Source organism: Enterobacter sp. Tr-810 (assembly GCF_011752765.1).
Taxonomy (GTDB): Bacteria; Pseudomonadota; Gammaproteobacteria; order Enterobacterales; family Enterobacteriaceae; genus Enterobacter; species Enterobacter soli.
The window spans coordinates 1014262-1035253 of record NZ_VWWW01000001.1; the positions used below are offsets into that span (position 1 = coordinate 1014262).

At 53.2% G+C, this 20992-nt stretch carries 18 protein-coding genes and 1 pseudogene; 6 read left to right on the forward strand and 13 right to left on the reverse strand.

All coding sequences use genetic code 11. The features are described from left to right. Positions 1 to 5: 5 nt before the first annotated feature. From mdtQ to F3J30_RS04825, 7 genes and pseudogenes are all read right to left on the reverse strand, one after another. A complete protein-coding gene (mdtQ, locus tag F3J30_RS04795; protein WP_166716276.1) occupies positions 6 to 1424 on the reverse strand; it encodes a multidrug resistance outer membrane protein MdtQ in 1419 nt (472 codons plus the stop codon). Between the two features lie 201 nt (positions 1425 to 1625). Then, positions 1626 to 3020, reverse strand: coding sequence for a 6-phospho-beta-glucosidase (gene ascB / locus F3J30_RS04800; protein WP_166716278.1), 1395 nt, complete (start codon positions 3018 to 3020; stop codon positions 1626 to 1628). Positions 3021 to 3032: 12 nt separating this feature from the next. Next, positions 3033 to 5004 (reverse strand): annotated as a pseudogene (gene bglF, locus F3J30_RS04805) (PTS beta-glucoside transporter subunit IIABC). 25 nt (positions 5005 to 5029) lie between these two features. After that, positions 5030 to 5863: a transcriptional antiterminator BglG gene (gene bglG / locus F3J30_RS04810; protein WP_014071014.1), complete on the reverse strand. Its 834-nt coding sequence runs from the start codon at positions 5861 to 5863 to the stop codon at positions 5030 to 5032. A 165-nt stretch (positions 5864 to 6028) separates the two neighbouring features. Further along, the gene (locus F3J30_RS04815; RefSeq protein WP_245551576.1) at positions 6029 to 7318 is read right to left on the reverse strand and encodes a carbohydrate porin; all 1290 of its coding nucleotides are present in this window, start codon (positions 7316 to 7318) and stop codon (positions 6029 to 6031) included. A 420-nt stretch (positions 7319 to 7738) separates the two neighbouring features. Next, positions 7739 to 8671, reverse strand: a complete 933-nt coding sequence (gene dusC / locus F3J30_RS04820; RefSeq protein WP_166716282.1) for a tRNA dihydrouridine(16) synthase DusC — start codon at positions 8669 to 8671, stop codon at positions 7739 to 7741. 41 nt (positions 8672 to 8712) lie between these two features. Continuing rightward, entirely contained in the window at positions 8713 to 9510 is a 798-nt protein-coding gene (locus tag F3J30_RS04825) for a helix-turn-helix transcriptional regulator (RefSeq protein ID WP_166716285.1), read from the reverse strand. A 59-nt stretch (positions 9511 to 9569) separates the two neighbouring features. Here F3J30_RS04825 and F3J30_RS04830 point away from each other — a divergent pair, with 59 nt between their 5' ends. Further along, a complete protein-coding gene (locus F3J30_RS04830) occupies positions 9570 to 10286 on the forward strand; it encodes a type 1 glutamine amidotransferase (protein WP_166716287.1) in 717 nt (238 codons plus the stop codon). Here F3J30_RS04830 and map read toward each other — a convergent pair. Next, on the reverse strand, positions 10283 to 11062 hold the full coding sequence (map, locus tag F3J30_RS04835) for a type I methionyl aminopeptidase (protein ID WP_166716289.1): 780 nt from the start codon (positions 11060 to 11062) through the stop codon (positions 10283 to 10285). The two genes, F3J30_RS04830 and map, sit on opposite strands and share 4 nt — an antisense overlap. Beyond that, positions 11043 to 11261 carry a ParD-like family protein gene (locus F3J30_RS04840; protein ID WP_014071020.1) on the reverse strand — a complete coding sequence of 73 codons (219 nt, stop codon included), beginning with the start codon at positions 11259 to 11261 and terminating at the stop codon, positions 11043 to 11045. The genes map and F3J30_RS04840 overlap by 20 nt, the downstream gene beginning before the upstream one ends. A gap of 185 nt (positions 11262 to 11446) precedes the next feature. Between F3J30_RS04840 and F3J30_RS04845 the strand changes: the two genes are divergently transcribed. The 5 genes from F3J30_RS04845 (at position 11447) to F3J30_RS04865 (ending at position 15906) form a co-directional block, all read left to right on the forward strand. Further along, entirely contained in the window at positions 11447 to 11842 is a 396-nt protein-coding gene (locus F3J30_RS04845) for a CidA/LrgA family protein (protein ID WP_014071021.1), read from the forward strand. Next, the gene (locus F3J30_RS04850; RefSeq protein ID WP_166716292.1) at positions 11839 to 12534 is read left to right on the forward strand and encodes a CidB/LrgB family autolysis modulator; all 696 of its coding nucleotides are present in this window, start codon (positions 11839 to 11841) and stop codon (positions 12532 to 12534) included. Before F3J30_RS04845 ends, F3J30_RS04850 begins: the two co-directional genes overlap by 4 nt. 128 nt (positions 12535 to 12662) lie before the next feature. Next, complete coding sequence (cdd, locus tag F3J30_RS04855; protein ID WP_014071023.1) at positions 12663 to 13547, forward strand: cytidine deaminase; 885 nt, start codon at positions 12663 to 12665, stop codon at positions 13545 to 13547. Positions 13548 to 13674: 127 nt separating this feature from the next. Beyond that, positions 13675 to 14397: an outer membrane permeability protein SanA gene (gene sanA, locus F3J30_RS04860; protein WP_014071024.1), complete on the forward strand. Its 723-nt coding sequence runs from the start codon at positions 13675 to 13677 to the stop codon at positions 14395 to 14397. 120 nt (positions 14398 to 14517) lie between these two features. After that, positions 14518 to 15906, forward strand: a complete 1389-nt coding sequence (locus F3J30_RS04865) for a glutamine synthetase family protein (RefSeq protein WP_166716294.1) — start codon at positions 14518 to 14520, stop codon at positions 15904 to 15906. A gap of 47 nt (positions 15907 to 15953) precedes the next feature. Here the strand turns inward: F3J30_RS04865 and mglC are convergent, their stop codons facing one another. The 4 genes from mglC to galS all read right to left on the reverse strand — a co-directional run bounded on the left by mglC (position 15954) and on the right by galS (position 20895). Next, positions 15954 to 16964, reverse strand: coding sequence for a galactose/methyl galactoside ABC transporter permease MglC (mglC, locus tag F3J30_RS04870; protein WP_014071026.1), 1011 nt, complete (start codon positions 16962 to 16964; stop codon positions 15954 to 15956). Positions 16965 to 16979: 15 nt separating this feature from the next. Next, the gene (gene mglA, locus F3J30_RS04875; RefSeq protein ID WP_014071027.1) at positions 16980 to 18500 is read right to left on the reverse strand and encodes a galactose/methyl galactoside ABC transporter ATP-binding protein MglA; all 1521 of its coding nucleotides are present in this window, start codon (positions 18498 to 18500) and stop codon (positions 16980 to 16982) included. 79 nt (positions 18501 to 18579) lie between these two features. Beyond that, a complete protein-coding gene (mglB, locus tag F3J30_RS04880; protein WP_014071028.1) occupies positions 18580 to 19578 on the reverse strand; it encodes a galactose/glucose ABC transporter substrate-binding protein MglB in 999 nt (332 codons plus the stop codon). Positions 19579 to 19872: 294 nt separating this feature from the next. Beyond that, positions 19873 to 20895: an HTH-type transcriptional regulator GalS gene (galS, locus tag F3J30_RS04885; protein WP_014071029.1), complete on the reverse strand. Its 1023-nt coding sequence runs from the start codon at positions 20893 to 20895 to the stop codon at positions 19873 to 19875. Positions 20896 to 20992: the final 97 nt, after the last annotated feature.

Sequence of the window (20992 nt, forward strand, 5' to 3'; positions counted from 1 at the left end):
GCCCGTTACCCGTGGTGATAGCCCCCACCCAGCGCGGAGGTCAGCTTAAGCGAGGCATCCAGGTACTGCCCTTTCAGGGTCAGCCCGGCAATTCTTTCCTGTAGCGCGGGAATTTTGGCCTCGCTGACGCGTGAACCGGCAATCAACCCGGCGTTAAAGCGCGCCTGAGCAAGGTTCACCACCCGCGCAGCATCGCGTTCCACTTTCTGCTGCTGTTGATTTTTGCTGGCCAACGTTTCAACTTCACTGGCGGTTCGCGCTACCTGATTCACCGCATCCACGACCGCTTTGTTGTAATCGGCAACGCTCAGGTTGTTTTGCGCCTGGGCAATATCCAGCTGTGCATTAAGCCGGCCGCTATCGAAGATAGGCAGCGTAAACCCGGCGGTGACGCCCATCTGCTGTGCAGAATGGCGGAACAGGTCGCTCAGATGCAGGGCATCCTGTTGCAGGAAGGCCATCAGGTTGAAGTCCGGGTAGAACGCCGCTTTGGCGGCATCGACATTGCTCATGGAAGCCTCAATGTACCAGTGTGCTTCCTGAAGATCCGGGCGACGCGCCAGCAGCTCATAACCCAGCGTTGTCGGTAACGCGGCCTCAACCGCAGGTAAATCGTGGTGGACCAGTTTCACCGACGACGAGTTGGTCAGCGCCTGTAATCTCGCCTCAATGACTTTCATCTTGCCGCTCACTTCGGCAATACGTTCATCGGTTTTGCTGGCGTTAATATCTGTCTCCACCCCTTCGATGGATGACGTGATCCCGTGCTGATAAAGCTCTTTATCCGCTGAGATAATCGAATTTTGTTCCTGCCTGATGTCGCTTAACACCGTGTTAATCGCCGACTCGGTTTGCCACTCCCAGTAGAGCCGTGCCACGCTGCTGGCCAGCAGTTGCCGGGTTTGTTCCAGCTCGGCTTTCTGAGCGTTAACTTTACCGATACGCGCCTCAACGAGATCGCGGTTTTTACCCCACAGATCCAGATCCCAGCCCGCCGTCACGCCAAAGGTGCCGTTGGTATACCACGGCCCGGTCGTACCCGCTGCCGGGTCGGTTATCGCGAAAGGCCCCATTAACCCTTCGGCAGACATTTTTTGCCGTTCAACATCTGCGGATACATCGATCTGCGGGCCGTCTTCGGCCATGGCAGCTTTTGCCTGCGCTTCCGCAAGCGTAATGCGCTGCCGGGCGATTTGCATATCTGGCGCATCGTCCAGGGCTTTTGTAATCAGCGCGTTGAGTTGCGGGTCGCCATAGGATGTCCACCATTCGCTTTTCGGCCAGTCGGTATGGCTCAGCTGTGTTGCCACCGTGGCGTTTACCGCTTGTGTTCCGATGGGAGCTACCGTGGAATGTTGCGGTGCGCAGGCGGTAAGAATTAAAACAAGAGGAGCACTCAGAGATATAAAAAGAGAAGGTTTCATTACGCCATTGACTCAAAAAATAAAGGCGCAAATTACCCCTGTAAAACTTATTTTTTTTAGGAAACCGTGGCAATCCGTAATTTGTTATACAAATTCACGTTTAGAAAAATATTCAGCGAACGAATTAATTAAATATATTTAATACCCAAACTCATTATTAACCCGGCAGAAATAAAACCTGCCGGGTTAATAACAATCGTTTTACACTTTCAGTGACGCGCCTTTTGTGGCAATCACTTCTTTATACCAGTGGAAACTTTTCTTACGGCTGCGCGCCAGCGTCCCTTTTCCGCTATCGTCACGGTCGACATAAATAAAGCCGTAACGTTTAGACAGTTCCGCTTTCGAGGCACTGACCAGATCAATTGGCCCCCAGCTGGTATAGCCCATTACCTCTACGCCGTCGTCAATCGCTTCTCGCACCTGAACCAGGTGATCGTTGAGATAGCTGATACGGTAGTCGTCCTGCACCACGCCGTCGGCATCCGGTTTATCTTTCGCACCCAGACCGTTTTCCACGATAAACAGCGGCTTCTGATAGCGATCCCACAGCACGTTCAGCAGGGTGCGCAGGCCAACCGGGTCAATCTGCCAGCCCCATTCAGAGCTTGCAAGGTGCGGGTTCGGCACCATGCTCAGGATATTACCGCGCGCCTGCTGGTTCAGCGCTTCATCGGTGGTCACACAGCCGGTCATGTAATAGCTGAAGGAGATGAAATCGATGGTCGATTTCAGCGCATCGCGATCGGCATCGGTCATCTCCAGCTGAATGCCATTATCACGGAAGAAACGCAGCATGTAGCCCGGATAGGCGCCACGGCACTGCACGTCGCCAAAGAACTGCCAGGCGCGGTTTTCCTGAAGCGCTTCCAGCACATCTTCTGGCTTACAGGTCAGCGGATACATCAGGCCGCCCAGCAGCATGTTGCCAATTCTGGCGTCAGGGATAATGTCATGGCAGGCTTTTACCACCAGCGCGCTGGCCACCAGCTGATGGTGGATTGCCTGATACACCTCGCCTTTACTGCTGGTTTCCGGCAGGCCAACACCGGTCATCGGCGCGTGCAGCGACATGTTGATCTCGTTGAAGGTCAGCCACAGTTTGACTTTCTCTTTGTAACGCGCAAACACCGTGCGGGCGTAACGCTCGAAGAAACCAATCACCTGACGGCTGCCCCAGCCACCGTATTGCTTCACCAGTCCCCACGGCATTTCATAGTGCGACAGAGTCACCAGCGGCGTAATGTTGTGTGCAGCCAGTTCGTCAAACAGCTTGTCGTAAAACGCCAGGCCAGCTTCGTTTGGCTGTTGTTCATCCCCGTTCGGGAAGATACGCGTCCAGGCAATCGAGACACGCAGGCAGCTAAAGCCCATCTCGGCAAACAGGGCGATGTCTTCCGGATAGCGGTGATAGAAATCAATCGCCACATCTTTAATGCCGTTGTCACCCGCCACACGCTCGACCACCGGGCCAAACACCCCCTGCGGCTGGACGTCAGAGGTGGATAACCCTTTGCCATCGGTCAGGTAAGCGCCTTCTACCTGATTCGCGGCAACCGCGCCGCCCCATAAAAAATCATCCGGGAAAGTTTTCATCACGTTCTCCTGTTATTGATGGCTTACGCTGAGTAACGGGGTTCCGGCGTTGACGGACGTCGCCGCCACGGTCACCACTTCACGATACTCGTCGCTGTTACTGATAATAATCGGGGTCGCCAGGTCGTATCCGGCATCAAGAATGGCCTGACGATCAAACTCCAGCAGCAGGTCGCCCGGCTGTACCTTATCGCCCACCTTCACGTGGGCGGTAAACGGCTTGCCGTCGAGTTTCACAGTGTCGATCCCCACGTGGATCAACACTTCAATGCCACTTTCACTGAGCAGGCCGATGGCATGTTTGGTCTGGAACAGCGAGGCCACTTCACCGGCAAACGGCGCAATCACCTTGTTATCCGCCGGAATAATCGCCGCGCCATTGCCCAGCAGACCGCTGGCAAAGGTCGCGTCCGGTACCTGGTCCAGCGCCAGCACGGTACCGGTCATCGGCGACAAGACATCATTTTCGCCCACGCTCACCGGCACTGCCGTTTCTGGCGTGGTACGCCCTGGCATCCCCGCCACCAGCGTCAGGCCGCAGCTCAACACCAGCGCCACGATCGTACCGATAATGCCGCCCCACAGGGTTGCATCCACGCCACCTGGCGGGATCATCTGCGCGATGGTAAAGATGTTGGCGAAGCCGAACGAATAGACATGGGTATCGCTAAAGCCGACAATCGCCCCGCCAATCGCCCCGGCCACACAGCCAAAGATAAACGGGCGACGCAGCGGCAGGTTAACGCCATACACCGCCGGCTCGGTAATCCCGAAAATCCCCGCCGTCACGGATGACCCCGCCAGCATTTTCTGGCGTGCATCACGGGTACGCAGGAAGATACCAAGCGCCGCGCCCACCTGCCCGAACACCGCAGGCAACAGCATTGGCAACATGGAGTCGTGACCCAGCACGGCCAGGTTGTTGATCATCAGCGGCACCAGCCCCCAGTGCAGACCGAAGATCACGCAGACCTGCCACAGCGCGCCCATTGCCGCGCCCGCCAGCCACGGCGCCAGCACGTAAATCCACTGGTAGCCATTCGCCAGCAACTGGCTCAGCCAGGTCGCCAGCGGGCCAATCACCAGGAAGGTCAGAGGTACGGTAATGCCTAAGCAGATCAGCGGCGCGAAGAAGTTTTTCATCGACGGCGGCAGAAGCTTAGTGCTCTGTTTTTCCAGCCAGCAGCTCACCCAGGCCGCGAGGATAATCGGGATCACCGACGAACTGTAGTTGAACCAGGTCACCGGAATACCGAGGAATGCATCAGCAACTGCCCCCGGCTGCTGGCTGGCGGTAAACGCCGAGATCATCAGTGGATGTGTCAGTGCGCCGCCAATCACCATGGTGATAAACGGGTTGCCGCCAAATTTCTTCCCGGCGGTATAGCCCAGCACCAGCGGGAAGAAGAAGAACAGTGCGTCACTGGCCGCAAACCAGATTTTATACGTCCCGCTGTCGGTCGTGAGCCAGCCGCACACCACCGCCAGGGCCAGCAGACCTTTCAGGATCCCCGATGCCGCCAGGATGCCGATAAACGGCGTGAAAATCCCGGAGACGATATCAATCAGACGCCCCAGCAGGTTACCCTTTTCACCCTTCTCTTCCACAACCGGCGTATCATCCGTCAGCCCTGCTTCGCTACGCACCGCTTTCCAGACGCTGTTCACATGGTTACCAATCACCACCTGAAACTGGCCGCCGCTTTCGACCACCATAATCACGCCCGGATTTTTCTTCAGCCCTTCGGCGTTGGCTTTTTGATTGTCTTTCAGTTTGAAGCGCAGTCGGGTGGCACAATGCACCAGACTGACAATGTTCTCTTTTCCGCCAACGTGGCCGAGAATATCCTTCGCTAAAGCCTGGTATTCCATCTCGATTTCCTTACATCTGATGCCCGCAGGCACCTGTTGACTGAGTATAAAAATAAAAAAACCCGAGAACGTCCTCCTTTCGAAGGCCGCGCTCAGGTTTTGCCTGCGTTATGCAGTAACAATCCAGATTTTGAGGCTTAACGCCCCTCTTTTCTCACCCGTTCAATATGAATGGCGAGGAACATAATTTCTTCGGTTGTCAGCTCACGCTGATAACTTTTCTGCAAATGCTGCGCGATTTTCTCGGCGCATTTCCAGGCTTTCGCGTAGTTGTCTTTCACCGCCGTATGCAGTGATACATCATCGTCTTCCACTACGGTGCGGGTGAGCATCCGCTGGGCAAAAAACTTCAGATGAGTCACAAAACGCTGATAGCTCAACGACTCTTCGTCGTACTCCAGGTGCAGTTGGTATTTCACCAGTTGCAGGATCTCCTGCATGACCCGGGTAACGTGCATCACTTCCGGCATTTCGCTGTTCAGCTGCGCGGTCACCAGATGCAGCGCGATAAACCCGGCCTCATCCTCTGCCAGTTCGACATTCAGGCGTTTGGCGATAATGGCCCGCGCCTCCTGCCCCAGTTCGAACTCTTTCGGATACAGACGTTTAATATCCCACAGCAGCACGTTTTTGATTGCCAGCCCTTTCTTTTGCCGTTCAATCGCAAAGTAACAGTGGTCAGTTAAGGTGATATACAAACTGTCCTGCAATTTCCCTAACCGCTGCGCGGCCAGCCCAATGATGCGGTCACAGGTGGTCATCACTTCCAGCGGGATCTGGCTCAGCAGTTCCCCCAGTCGACGCACCAGTTCGTCACTTTGCAGCGCGAACACTTTTTCGACAAGCGCAGTATCCAACTCTTCACCGACGCGCTTCTGGAAGGCCAGTCCTCGGCCCATCACAACCTGTTCGCGCCCGCGTTCATCCTGAACAACCACCACATTATTATTAAGAATTTTGGCGATTTTCATCGGAACCCCAGAAACAAAAAAACCTGACCTCCGGCAGATGCCAGAAAATCAGGTTTTGCCTGCCTAAGCAGTAACAATCCAGTTCTGGCACTCTATCAGTTTCATTCGTAGCCTCAATGTGTCACGAGCAAAAACGTGACGCAGATCGTACTTGCTACGGTTTTATCAGAAGGTCACAACGGTTTTCAGTTCGGTTACCCATGCATCCTGAGTGCGGGCAACCCCGCCTGGATGGTGCCAGTACTGAATACCTGGTTGCAGCTCCAGCCAGGATACCGGGCGGAAGCGGTAATAGAATTCACCGTTCAACGAGTGCCCCGGAACCGGGTGATACGCCGGATCGTTATAGTCCGAAACACCGCTCAGGGAATTGAGATAGCGCTGGTTACGCGCGTACTGGCTGCTCATATCAATCCAGGTCAGACCAAAGCCAATCCAGTCATTCGGGCGGGCGTCAAACAGTCCGCGATAACGCAGCGAAGCGGCATAAACCTGGTGCATGTAGTTGCTGCTTTGATCGGCAAGGCTCATGCTGACAGAGGTGCTCAGGCCGCGATTGGGATCGTCCTGATGCCGCGTCAGCTGCTGGTTCAGCCCGGCATACATAAACCATGTCCGGTTATGCTCTTCATAGCCTTGCGGGTCGCTTGCCCCTGCGCCGCCCGATTTCCCACGATAGAGGTCAGCCTGCGGTGCATTGGTAAACACCACGCCCAGGTTGTACGCTCCTGGCAGGCCGTTAATCAGCGGTCGGGCTTCGATTTCGACCGGCAGTAAGACGCCCTGGCTGCCTTTCGTTGACCAGCTCCAGGCGTGGTTACGGCTGGAGGCATCCGGATTTTGCTCCATCACGCCGCCTTTTAAGGTGACGGTTGGCGTCACTTTATACTCCAGCGTGGTGCCCCAGGTGTGGACGTTCCAGTTGTTCCAGGTCAGTGAGTTGGCCGATTTCCCGCCGCACTGGGAAAGCATCTGGAAGTCGCACGGGATGATTTGGTCGAAGGTTTGCACCTTGTTCATCATCCCGATACGCCAGGTCAGGCGGCGGTCGTCGAAGCTACGGGCAAAGGTCAGCCAGCCCAGACGGGTAATGGACTGGCCTCCCCAGCTCTCCTGGGTCAGGTCGTTAAAGTTAACGCGCGGATCCTGCACACGTTTAGTGGTGAGATCGTCATTGTGGTTACGGTTGACGATATTCCCTTCGATGCGTGCATCCGGGATACCTGTCCAGCGCTCCAGATCCTGATTGAAGGTCAACGCAAACTGGTCAATGTAGGCCACATGGGAGTCATGGTTATAGCCGCCGCCACCGTTCCAGCCGATTTCATTCAGATAGCCCAGGTTGTAGGTAAACCCGTTGTCATTGAGGATCTTACGAATGCCGAGCATATCGCCCAGGATCGGGTCTGGCGGCGCTTCAAAACCTAACACCGTCCCGTTCCACTCCTGCGCCATCGACAAAGGTGAAACCGTCAATAAGGCAAGTGCACACAGCTTATAGTGAATATTTTTATATGCCATAATTAAACCTGTGATTGAGTATTTAGTACGTAACCGGTCGCAGGCAATTTATATATCGCCTGTCATCATTAAATTTATTTTGGTAATAGCAGCCCGTGCAGTTATTCAATAACCACAAATGTCGTCCTGCTTTATTTCTTCGTTTCGCGTTAAGGCAAATGTCTCTCCTGCGTAAATGACAGGCAAAAAAAAACCTAAGCGTTCCACAGCGATGAGTGCCGTGGAACGCTTAGGTTTTGCCTGTTAACCAGTAACAATCCTGCGTAGAAAACAGTGGCACCTTAACACCCTCGTGCCACATTGAAAACCGGAATTGTTTTATATTTTAAAAAAGTGTGAGCAAATTAACGCTTATTATTTTGACTGAATGACGCGTGCAATATCGGCCGATGTCTGTAACGTGCGGATCTCCTGGAATAATCCCAGCGCCTCAGAATATTCTTTACGCAAATAGCTCAGCCACTGTTTAATTCGCGCGACGTGATACAAACCGGTATCCCCCTGTTTTTCGAGGCGGGTATATTTTTGCAGTAAGGTGACGACATCCGGCCAGGCCATGCGCGGCTCGTTGTATTTTACCACCCTGCTGAGGTTGGGTACGTTAAGGGCACCGCGACCAATCATTACCGCATCACAGCCGGTCTCTTTCAGACAGGCCTGCGCGCTGGCGTAATCCCAGATTTCGCCGTTGGCGATAACGGGAATGGTGAGTCGTTTACGGATCTCGCCAATTGCCTGCCAGTTGATGCGCTCGGCTTTATAGCCATCTTCTTTTGTACGGCCATGCACCACCAGCTCGGTTGCCCCGGCCTGCTGCACCGCATCGGCAATTTCAAACTGTCGTGCATCGCTGTCCCAACCCAGACGCACTTTTACCGTCACCGGCAGATGCGATGGCACGGCTTCACGCATGGCTTTCGCGCCACGGTAAATAAGTTCCGGATCTTTGAGCAACGTTGCCCCACCGCCGCTGCCGTTCACCAGCTTAGACGGACAGCCACAGTTGAGATCAACGCCATACGAGCCAAGTTCGACCGCGCGGGCGGCGTTTTCCGCCAGCCATTCAGGGTACTGACCTAACAGCTGAATACGCACCAGCGTGCCGGAGGTGGTACGGCTCTGACGATGCAGCTCCGGGCAGAGTCTGTAGAATGATTTTGCTGGCAGCAACATATCGACCACGCGCAAAAACTCCGTTACGCAGAGATCGTAATCGTTCACCTCGGTCAGAAGCTCGCGCACAAGAGAATCGAGCACGCCTTCCATTGGGGCCAGTAAAACACGCATATCAGTACCTGTGAAAAAAGACGCGCTATGGTAGCCGCTCTCTATAGCGCTGGGAAGTCCTTCCGCTCAGGAAGAAATTCCCCGGGTGTTGCCCCTATAATGGAACGAAATGCCGCCGCAAATGCCGCCGGGCCGGAAAACCCCAGTTTCCATGCGACCTGTTTTATCGGTATGTCGTTCGCAAGGAGATCAAGCGAGGCACAAATCCTTGCACGCTGACGCCAGTTGCGGAAGCTGAATCCGGTATCTTTGATAAAGAGCCGCGAAAAGGTGCGTTCTGACATCGCCGCCCGTTCTGCCAGCTGTTCCATCGGCACAGTCCAGAGATCGCCGGCAATGATGTCACGGGCAATCCGGTGCAATCGTTCGTCGACCGGCATCGGCAGTTCCGCTGAAACGTGCTGTGTTTCACTGAGGATCTCCAGCAGCAAAACGGCCATGCTGAGCTGGCTTGTTGGCCGGTACTCTGCGCTGAACAACCCGGCAATCAGCTCTTTAAACAGCGGTGTTGCTATGATCACGTGAACCTCATCCCGGTGTATAAACGGCTCGCAGCGATCGATAAGCGTGGGGCTGAACCACACCGCGCGCAGCTCTGTGGCGGACAACACGCTGTAGGTATGTTCCTGAAAAGGCGGGATCCACAATGCGCGCTGCGGGGGAATGACCCAACGTTGGCTACCCGTTTCCACCAGCATGACGCCTTTGGTGGCAAACAGCAGTTGGCCTTGCGAATGATGATGCGGGGGATCCACTTCGCCACGCGCATAGCTAATCGCCCCTCTCGACCAGCCGACGGCATCGTCGTGAATTGGCGTTCTGTCTATAATGGTTGGCATTTCGCAATCCTCCCTTCCCGTTAAGATGCTGCTTGTACACTTAACCTGAAGGATACGCAATGCACATCCATTTTATCATTCACGAACATTTCGAAGCGCCCGGCGCCTATGAGATCTGGGGTAAACATCACGGCCACACCCTGACCTGCTCCCGAGTCTATAAAGGGGAACCACTACCAGAAAAACTGGACGGCATCGATATGCTTATCGTGATGGGCGGACCGCAGTCGCCAGCCACCACGCTTCAGGAGTGCCCCTGGTTTGACGCCCAGGCAGAAATGGCCGTTATTAACCACGCCATTCAGGCAGGTAAAATGGTCATTGGTGTCTGTCTCGGATCCCAGCTTATTGGCGAGGCACTGGGGGCCACATTCAGCCACAGCCCGGAAAAAGAGATCGGCAAATTTCCCATTACCCTCACTGAGGCGGGTAAAGCAAACCCGCTGTTCGCCGGGTTTGGCAGCAAACTGGCGGTGGGCCACTGGCATAACGATATGCCAGGGTTAACGCCACAGGCGAAAACCCTGGCGTTCAGCGAAGGTTGTCCGCGCCAGATAGTGCAGTACAGCGAGCGGGTTTACGGTTTCCAGTGTCACCTGGAACTGACGCCAGAGGTAGTTGAATTGCTTATCGCGCATTCGCAAAGCGACTTACGCCAGGCAGGGGAATTGCGCTTTGTCGAAACGCCTGAACAATTACGCTCGCACGACTACCAGGAAATGAATCAGGCGTTGTTTTCGTTTCTGGATAAACTCACCACCCGCTACGGGGGTTAATCCGGGATCGTCTCGTCAGGGCGCAGCGTCAGCACTTCAAAACCATCGGCGGTAACGGCAATGGTATGCTCCCACTGGGCAGACAGTTTTTTATCGCGGGTGACCACCGTCCAGCCATCTTTTTTGGTTTTGATCCGGCTGTCACCCTGATTCACCATCGGTTCAATGGTAAACACCATCCCCTCTTTCAGCACCGCGCCTTCACCCGGTTTGCCGTAGTGCAGCACCTGCGGATCTTCGTGCATCTCTTTGCCCACGCCGTGTCCGCAATATTCACGCACCACACTGTAGCCGTTGCCTTCAACATGCGACTGAATGGCGTGGCCAATGTCCCCAAGCGTTGCGCCAGGTTTCACCTCCTTGATCCCTTTCCACATGGCTTCATAGGTTTTTTTCACCAGCCGACGCGCCAGCGGTGACACATCACCAATCAGGTACATTTTGCTGGAATCGGCAATCAGGCCGCCTTTCTCAAGGGTGATATCCACGTTAACGATTGACCCGGTTTTCAGGTGCTCCGACTCTTTCGGGATCCCGTGGCAAACGACCTCGTTCACCGAGGTGTTCAGCACGTACGGAAAGTCATACTGCCCTTTACTGGCCGGGCGGGAGTGCAGCTCATTAACAATAAAATCTTCCACCCGGTTGTTGATGGCCATTGTCGTGACGCCGGGCTGGATAAATCCGTCTAACATGGTAAACACGGAGGCGAGAAGTTCACCGGCATGGCGCTGTGTTGCCAGCTCGTCAGCGGTTTTAATGATTATTGACGGCATTGATCACCTCCAGCAGACGGTCGGATCCTGATTTCAGCATCATCATCTTAATTTGTTGATAGTTAAGTTCAGGATAGAGTTCACACAGCATCCCCAGACGGAGCCAGTATTCAGCCTGTGCGTTCACCGAACGCGACATGGCCTTGCTGGCATCACGGATGTCGTCATGCAGCAGGTCAGATATTTTTACGATTCCCATTTATACATACCGTAACGATTCATATATGAAACATATATTCTCATTTAACCGGCGCGCTGTCCATTTGTGGAAATGCCCGACGTTCCATTCGGGAATGTCTGGTATGCTCAAAATTCATGATGTGATCCGTGGCACATTTCTGGGTTTAATTGTATGATGAATGCGTTTCATCAAGGACTTTCACCATGAGCAAATCATTGAATATCATCTGGCAGTACTTGCGCGCATTCATCCTGATTTACGCCTGTCTCTACGCCGGGATTTTCCTCGCGTCGCTGCTCCCTATCACCATTCCCGGCAGCATTATCGGAATGCTGATCCTGTTTGTGCTGCTGGCGCTGCAAATCCTGCCGGCAAAATGGGTCAACCCGGGCTGCTTCGTACTCATCCGCTATATGGCCCTGCTGTTCGTGCCTATCGGTGTCGGGGTGATGCAGTACTTTGATTTGCTCAAAGCCCAGTTCGGCCCCATTGTGGTGTCTTGTACGATAAGCACGCTGGTGGTTTTCCTGGTCGTCAGCTGGAGTTCGCATCTGGTTCACGGCGAACGCAAAGTGGTTGGGGAGAAAACAAAAAAATGATGGCCAATATCTGGTGGTCGCTGCCGTTAACGCTGATTGTGTTTTTCGCCGCGCGTAAGCTTGCCGTACGTTTTAAGATGCCATTGCTTAACCCGCTGCTGGTGGCAATGGTGGTGATTATTCCTTTTCTTCTGCTGACGGGTATTCCGTACGAACGCTATTTCGCCGGCAGCAAAATTTTAAACGACCTGCTGCAACCCGCCGTTGTGGCGCTCGCCTTTCCTTTATATGAACAGTTGCACCAGATCCGCGCGCGCTGGAAATCCATCATCACCATCTGTTTTATCGGCAGCCTGGTAGCGATGATCACCGGGACATCCGTCGCGCTGTTGATGGGGGCATCTCCGCAAATTGCTGCTTCAATCCTGCCTAAATCCGTCACTACGCCTATTGCGATGGCCGTGGGTGGCAGCATCGGCGGCATTCCGGCCATCAGCGCCATGTGCGTCATTTTCGTCGGTATCCTTGGCGCCGTGTTTGGCCACAGCCTGTTAAATGCCATGCGTATTCGCACCAAAGCGGCCCGTGGCCTGGCGATGGGGACAGCATCGCACGCTCTGGGTACCGCGCGCTGCGCTGAGATGGATTATCAGGAAGGTGCATTCAGCTCGCTGGCGCTGGTGATCTGCGGGATTATCACCTCCCTGATTGCGCCGTTCGTCTTCCCGATAATTCTGGCGGTTATGGGCTAAAATTTGCGATGCGTCGCGCAAATTTAATTTTGTTTTCATAAGTTGCATACATAATGAGAAGTGGATCACATATAAAGCCCTGACGGCTCCGTACACTACCGATCCATTAACCTTTATGAGGCATCGCCATGCATCCACGTTTTCAAGCCGCTTTCGCCCAGCTTGCAGAGAATTTGCAGTCAGCCCTGGCCCCGGTTCTGGCGGATGAGCATTTCCCCGCCCTGCTAACGGCAGAGCAAGTCACGACGCTTAAACAGGCGACGGGGCTGGACGAAGACGCGCTGGCTTTCGCACTGTTGCCGCTGGCTGCCGCCTGCGCCCGCGCCGATCTCTCCCACTTCAACGTTGGTGCCATTGCACGCGGCGTAAGCGGAACCTGGTATTTCGGCGGGAATATGGAATTCCTCGGCGCGACCATGCAGCAAACGGTTCACGCTGAGCAGAGCGCCATCAGCCACGCCTGGCTTCGCGGCGAAACGGCGCTGAGCGCCATTACCGTTAACTACACCCCGTGTGGCCACTGTCGCCAGTTTATGAATGAACTGAACAGCGGACTGCAACTGCGTATCAACCTGCCAGGCCGTGCACCGCACACGCTGGGGGATTACCTGCCAGACGCCTTCGGCCCGAAAGATCTCGACATCAAAACCCTGCTGATGGACGAGCAGGATCATGGTTTTGCGCTTTCCGGTGATGCGCTGAGCGAAGCAGCAATCGCGGCCGCTAATAAAAGCCATACCCCGTACAGCAAATCACCAAGCGGCGTGGCGCTTCAGTGTCGTGATGGTCGCATCTTTAGCGGCAGCTACGCTGAAAATGCGGCATTCAACCCAACGCTGCCACCTCTGCAAGGCGCACTGAACCTGCTGAGTCTGAATGGGTACGATTATCCTGACATCCAGCGTGCGATTCTGGCTGAAATTGCCGATGCGCCGCTGATCCAGTGGGATGCAACCGCCGCCACGCTGAAAGCGCTCGGCTGTACCACCATTGACCGCGTATTGCTGGCGTAATACTGAGTGCGGGCAGAAATGCCCGCCCATCTGATGAAAAACCCCTCAGTTGAACCGCTGTTTCTTGCTCTTACCGGACGGGTAAAGTAGCCTGAGTGAAATCTCATCTACGGAACGAGCCATCTGTATGTTAAAGCGCGTTTTTTACAGCCTGTCTGTCCTGGTCGGCATACTGCTGTTGACTGCGCTTGGCCTCGACCGCTGGATGAGCTGGAAAACCGCTCCTTACATCTTTGATGACCTGCAAGATTTACCTTACCGCCAGGTCGGCGTGGTGCTTGGCACCGCTAAGTATTATCGCACTGGCGTTATCAATCAGTATTACCGTTACCGTATTCAGGGCGCGCTGAACGCCTACAACAGCGGCAAAGTGAATTACCTGCTGCTCAGCGGCGATAACGCTCTGCAAAGCTATAACGAGCCGGTGACGATGCGTAAGGATTTGATTGCTGCTGGCGTTGATCCGGCAGATATCGTGCTCGACTACGCCGGTTTCCGTACCCTCGACTCAATCGTGCGGACCCGCAAGGTTTTCGACACTAACGACTTCATCATTATTACCCAGCGTTTCCACTGCGAACGCGCGCTGTTTATCGCGCTGCATATGGGGATTCAGGCTCAGTGTTATGCCGTGCCATCACCAAAAGACATGCTTAGCGTGCGCGTGCGTGAATTCGGTGCCCGTTTTGGCGCACTGGCTGACCTGTACATATTCAAACGCGAACCGCGCTTCTTAGGCCCGCTGGTGCCGATCCCGGCGATGCACGAAGTGCCGGAAGATGCGCAGGGTTACCCGGCAGTCACGCCAGAGCAACTGCTGGATGTTCAGCAGAAAAAAGAGAAAAAATAGCCCGCATTTATTTTTTCTTTACGGCACTAGCCTCTCTTTTTATCCCTCCTTTACACCCGCCCTTTTAAGCTGAGTTCACTGCCATTACGGCTTCATTGAAGAATGATTATGAACTCGATCATGAATGCTTTTTTCCTGAAAAATATCCGCCATTACTTCAGCTTTCCGGGTTTATCACTACCAGGCACACACAATTCGGGACTCTATTTCGATGAGAAAATGGCGGCCATGAAGCGCACGTTTTCGGTTGAAGTGGCGGATTATCTGGAGCGTTATCCACAGACAAAACACATTGACGTTTACCTGAACGATATCAATGGCATTATGCGCGGTAAGCGACTTTCAGTGGATAACATGCTGAGTCTCGAGAACGGCTGTTATTTTCCTCTCTCGGTCTATTCGATGGATCAGAAAGGGAAGATTGCCGCACCGCTTGATGATGAGCCAGACCGGTTATGCGTTCCGGTTGCCGGTTCCCTGCTCCCTTCTTTGCACGATCCACAGCACAGCGCGCAGATCCTGTTGACGATGAAAGACAGTAACGGGGAAAGCTGTCCGTTTGAACCCCGCGTGATATTGCAGAACGTCCTCGAACGCTTCCACCAGCACGGGCTTTTCCCGGTGATTGCGCCGGAAGTTGAGTTTTATCTGACAGGGAACGGCGCTCTGGATCCGCAAAATCAGGGCTGTTTTCACATGGACACCTCAACGGCACACGCGGCGCTTTTTGATGAACTTGAACAGCTGGCACAAAGCCAGCATATCTCACTCACCGGGATCGTCGCTGAGGCTGAATCTGGTCAGTTCGAACTGAACCTCAGGCACAGTCATCGGGTGGTTGAGACGTGCGATAACGTGCTGGCATTACGCCGTTTGACCCGTTTTGTCGCCGAAAAAAACGGTCTTCAGGCCAGCTTTATGGCTAAACCCTTTAGCCTTCTGTCCGGCAGCGGTCTGCATTTCCATTTCAGTCTGAATAATATTCACGGCGAAAACGTGTTTGCCTCACCCGCCGAGGAACTCAATGGCATGATGCGTTTATGTCTCGCAGGCCAGCTGGCGCTGATGCCCGCATCCATCGCCATTCTTGCTCCAGGTGTTAACGGGTTCCGCCGTTTGCGTAAAAACCTGACCGAGCCGTTATTCAACTCCTGGGGCTATAACACCCGCTCTGCCGCGCTACGCATCCCTTGCTCGGACGAAAGCAATAGGCGTATTGAATATCGGCTGGCGGGTGCAGATGCCAACCCCTATCTGGTGGTGGCTACCATCCTGACCGGTATGTTATATGGGCTGGAAAACATCGATGAGCAAGATTTACCTGAACCGCAACATGATGAACCTGTACTCCCGCTTTTCCAGCAGCACGCTATCGAGGCATTTTCCGGCAACCAATATTTGATTGATAGCCTGGGCGAGGCCTTTTCACAGCAGTGGATTGCCTGCAAACTTTCTGAGCTGGAGGGGTTTGAACGTATCGTTACCGAACAAGAATTGACGCTTGCGTGAAATAAAAAAGCCCGCTCAGAGAGCGGGCCAGATAATGCAGAGCGTGTTTATTTCTTACGGGCGTATTTCAGTGAATCCAGCGCAACCGCGAAGATAATGATTGCGCCTTTGATGATGTACTGCCAGTACGGGTTTACGCCGATATATGTCAGACCGTAGTTGATAACGGTGAAGATGATTACACCGGTTACCACGCCGAGCACCGTACCCACGCCGCCGCTGAAGGAAACGCCGCCGACCACGCACGCTGCAATCGCATCCAGTTCGTACATGAAGCCGAGGTTGTTGGTTGCAGAGCCGATACGGCCCGCTTCCAGCATCCCGCCGAAGGCGTAGAACACGCCAGACAGGGCATAAATCATCAGCAGGTTCAGAGCCACGTTTACGCCAGAGACTTTCGCCGCTTCCGGGTTACCGCCGATTGCGAAGATGTTCTTACCGAAACGGGTTTTGTTCCACAGGACCCAGACGAATGCCACCGCAATCAGCGCATAGAAGGTGATATATGACAGGCGGAAGCTACCCAGCGCGATAAACCCTTGCGTAAAGGTCGAGAAGCCGCTGTCGAAGCCTGAAATTGGGGACGCACCGACGAAGTCGTAGTACAGGGAGTTGATACCGTAAACGATGATCATCGTACCTAAGGTGGTGATGAATGGTGTCACGTTCAGGTAAGCAATGATGATGCCGTTAATCAGGCCAATGATGGCACCGATGGCACACACAATCAGGATCACCACGAAAATCGGCATGGTTGCCATTTCCGGGAACACTTTGTTGGCGTTTTCCATCGACTGCAACATGGTTGCGGCGATAACCGCGGCAAGGCCAACCTGACGCCCTGCGGAAAGGTCAGTACCCTGGGTCACAATCAGACCTGCCACGCCGAGTGCGATAATAATACGCACGGAAGACTGGGTCAGAATGTTACTCAAGTTCAGCAGGCTTAAGAACGTAGGGTCCTGGAAAATGATAATGGCCAGTAACACTAAAAGAACAACGTAAATACCGCCGTCTTTCAGATAAGTGAGAAAACTTTTTTTATTTAACGCACTCATGAGGAGCCCCTGATCTTAAAGGTGCAAAGACGCAAGACGGAGAATTTCGTTTTGCGTTGTCGTTTTGGTGTCAACAATACCGGCAACGAGACCATTGCTCATAACCAGAATACGATCTGTGATCCCTAACAATTCCGGCATTTCGGAAGAAATAATAATGATCCCTTTATTCTTTTTAGCCAGTTCAGCAATCAGCTGATAAATCTCAAACTTTGCACCCACATCGATGCCGCGGGTTGGTTCATCCAGCATCAGAATTTCTGGCTGGGTTAATAACCAACGACCGATAATCACTTTCTGCTGGTTACCACCTGACAGAGAGCCGATTTGTGTACGGTGGCCTGGCGTTTTAACACGCATGGAGTCAATAACCCATTGGGTATCACTCTTCATGCGGGAATTATCCAGCAGACCGACTTTGTTCTTATAATTACGAATATTCGAAATTAACGAGTTAAAGTTAATATCCAGATAAGCGTAAATACCGGTAGAACGACGCTCTTCCGTCACCAGCGCAAAACCGTGGTTAATGGCTTCGTTGGCGTTATGGTTGTTAATTTTTTTACCGTGCAGCGTAATGGTGCCGTCAGCTTTTTCGCGGATACCAAACAGGGTTTCGACGATATCGGTACGTTTAGCACCGACCAGTCCTGCGATCCCCAGAATTTCGCCTTTATGCAGGTCGAAGGAGACATCGCGAATGGACGGCTGACGCAGCGAGGTCAGGTTACGCACCTCGAGGATCACTTCACCCGGCTTGTTCTCACGGTCCGGGAAGCGCTGGTTCAGCGAACGGCCAACCATCATGGCGATGATCTTGTCCATGTCCAGCCCTTCGAGCGGCTGAGTGGCAATCCACTGACCGTCACGCAGGATGGTGATTTCATCGCACAGCTGGAAGATCTCTTCCATTTTGTGCGAGATATAGACAATACCGCAGCCGCGATCTTTGAGTTTACGAATAATGGTAAAAAGGTGGTTAACCTCTTTTTCCGTTAATGACGATGTTGGTTCATCCATGATGACGATTTTTGCATCATAGGAGAACGCTTTTGCAATTTCGATCATCTGCATCTGGGATACCGATAATGTACCGACGCGGGCGCGCGGATCGATATCAATATCCAGCTCATCGAAAATGGCTTTGGTGTCGCGATACATTTTATCCTGATCGACAAACACACCTTTGGTTGGATAACGACCCAACCACATATTATCCATTACCGAGCGTTGCAGTACCAGGTTCAATTCCTGGTGAACCATCGAGATACCGTTTTCCAGTGCTTCTTTAGCCGAATGGAAATCGATCTCTTTCCCCTGAAAAAGAATGCTGCCAGAATCTTTTTGATAGATCCCAAAAAGACATTTTAATAATGTTGATTTCCCTGCACCGTTTTCACCCATCAAGGCATGAATAGAGTGAGGACGAACTTTTAAATTAACATTATCGAGTGCCTTAACACCGGGAAAAGACTTGTTGACACCGGTCATTTCCAACAAGTATTCACCGGACGACTGAGTATTTGTGCTGACCATAATTATACCTTGTTGGCCTCGCATATCGCGTTATAAAAGGGCGCAACGAATTGCGCCCAGTGGAGACAGTACTAATTACTTATTTACCGATAAACTCAGCCAGGTTGGACTGGTCTACGCCCACGTATGGAACGCGAACGATTTTGTTTTCAATCTTCCAGTTGGTGCCATCAGCTGCACCTTTACCGTCGGCCAGGTTTTTCGCCAGATCGAAGGTGGCTTTCGCCTGGTTGTTGGCATCGTTCAGAACGGTTCCGGCCATTGCGCCAGATTTAACCAGCGCCAGTGCTTCTGGCAGGGCATCCACACCGAACACAGGAATGGAAGATTTGTTGTGTGCTTTCAGCGCTTCTACTGCACCCATTGCCATCGCATCGTTGTTGGCGATAACCACTTCGATTTTGTTAGCATTTGGGCCAGACAGCCACGCGTCCATCTTATCTTTCGCCTGAGCGGTATCCCACATTGCGGTATCTAACGCCAGCTGCTGAGTTTTCAGGCCTTTGTCGTTCAGTTCTTTGATAACGTAAGTGGTACGTGCTTCAGCATCCGGGTGGCCTGGTTCGCCTTTCAGCAGAACGAACTGGATCTGACCGTCTTTGTTCAGGTCCCAGTTAGGGTTTGCCGCCCAGTGTTTAGCAATCAGATCGCCCTGGATAATACCGGACTCTTTAGAGTCAGTACCCACGTAAAACGCTTTGTCATAGCTGTCCAGCGCTTTGCGAGAAGGTTCTTTGTTGAAGAAAACGATTGGCACATTCTGGCCACGCGCTTTCTCGATAACTGTGCCTGCCGCAGCTGGGTCAACCAGGTTGATGGCCAGTGCTTTCACGCCTTTCGCCAGCAGTACGTCGATCTGATCGTTCTGCTTGGACTGGTCGTTCTGGGAGTCATTCATCAGCAGCTGAACGTCTGGCGCTGCTTTAGCATCTTTCTCGATAGCTTTACGCACAACAGACATAAAGTTGTCGTCGTATTTATAGATTGTCACACCAATACGGGTATCCGCAGCGTGCGCTGTTGCACCAAAAAGCATACTTGCCATAACAGCAGACAGAGTCAACACCTTCTTATTCATGGTATCTCCGGTTTTTTTATGCAGGGTAGTTCTTGTGAATAACGGTCGGCGGGCAGGTGTTAAGAAAACGTTACTGACAGCCGAAGTTCACTTATAAAATTTCTATCTTCCGTGTTCGGTAACGCTCCAGAAATGCGTTTTATTGGTTGTTTGCGGCACTTTGGCTATAGTGAAAGTGATTAATCACCGTTACATAGCGTTTCAGCTCCTAAAACGCTGACATCATAGTAAGCGCCTTGTTAAGATACTGTGAATTTACTCACAGATTGAAAACGGTTACATCGACCTGCGTAATCAGTTAGTGATCGGAACCACAGTTTGCCGAATAGCTACCGAATGGCGACGCACTAAAGTCGGCATGAAACAGTGTGTTGCTCCCGGATCCAGCTGCCCTGCCGCGCCTTGTAACGCCAGCTCAGTCGCCAGTTTTGCCATTGACGCAATCGGGTAACGCACCGTGGTCAGTTGCGGATCGGTGTAACGGGCAATCGGGATGTCGTCAAAGCCAATCAGCGACAAATGCTGTGGCACCGCAATACCGTTGTCTTTCAGCGCCGTAAGCGCACCCGCCGCCATGTTATCGTTGTAAGTAAAGACCGCAGAAAGCTGAAGATTGCGCCCCAGCAGTTCGACCATCGCGGCTTCCCCACCCTGCATATCCGGCGAGCCCGTACCCACCCAGCTTTCCAGAGGTGTAATGCCGTGCTCTTTCAGCGCCCGCTGCCACCCTTCACGGCGCATCGCATCGTCTTCAATATGATGGCTGGACGCCAGAAAGCCGATACGCTGATGGCCATTGTTAATCAGCATCCGCGTGGCCATCATGGCACCGCTGATGTTATCCAGCCCGACACAACGGTGGGCGTAACCCGGCACAATTCGGTTGATCAGCACCATGCCAGGGATCTGTTCCATAAACCCGGCCAGCTCCTCGTCACTCAAAGCTTTTGAGTGAACAATCAAGGCGTTACATCTCTGGCGGATCAGAACTTCAATCGCATGACGCTCTTTTTCAGCCTCGTGGTAGCTGTTGCCGATCAGCACATATTTCTGGTGCTGCTGCGCGACAACGTCGACCGCTTTGACCAGCGCGCCAAAGAATGAGTCTGAGACATCCATCACCACCACGCCAATGGTGTCACTGACCTGGGTGGCTAACGCCTGGGCGTTGGCATTCGGCCTGTATCCCAGCTGCGTGACGGCTTTCATCACGGCTTCACGGGTTTCAGGGCTGACCAGCGCGCTGTTGTTCAGCACGCGCGAGACAGTAGCAACAGAAACGCCCGCCAGGCGGGCGACGTCACGAATGGTGATCATATTCACCATCCTTAATAGGATTGCAGCAACTCACAGACACCCCCTGTGTTAAGCAAGGTGGCTATTTTGGCAGCGAGAGAAAGGGGACTACGTGAAG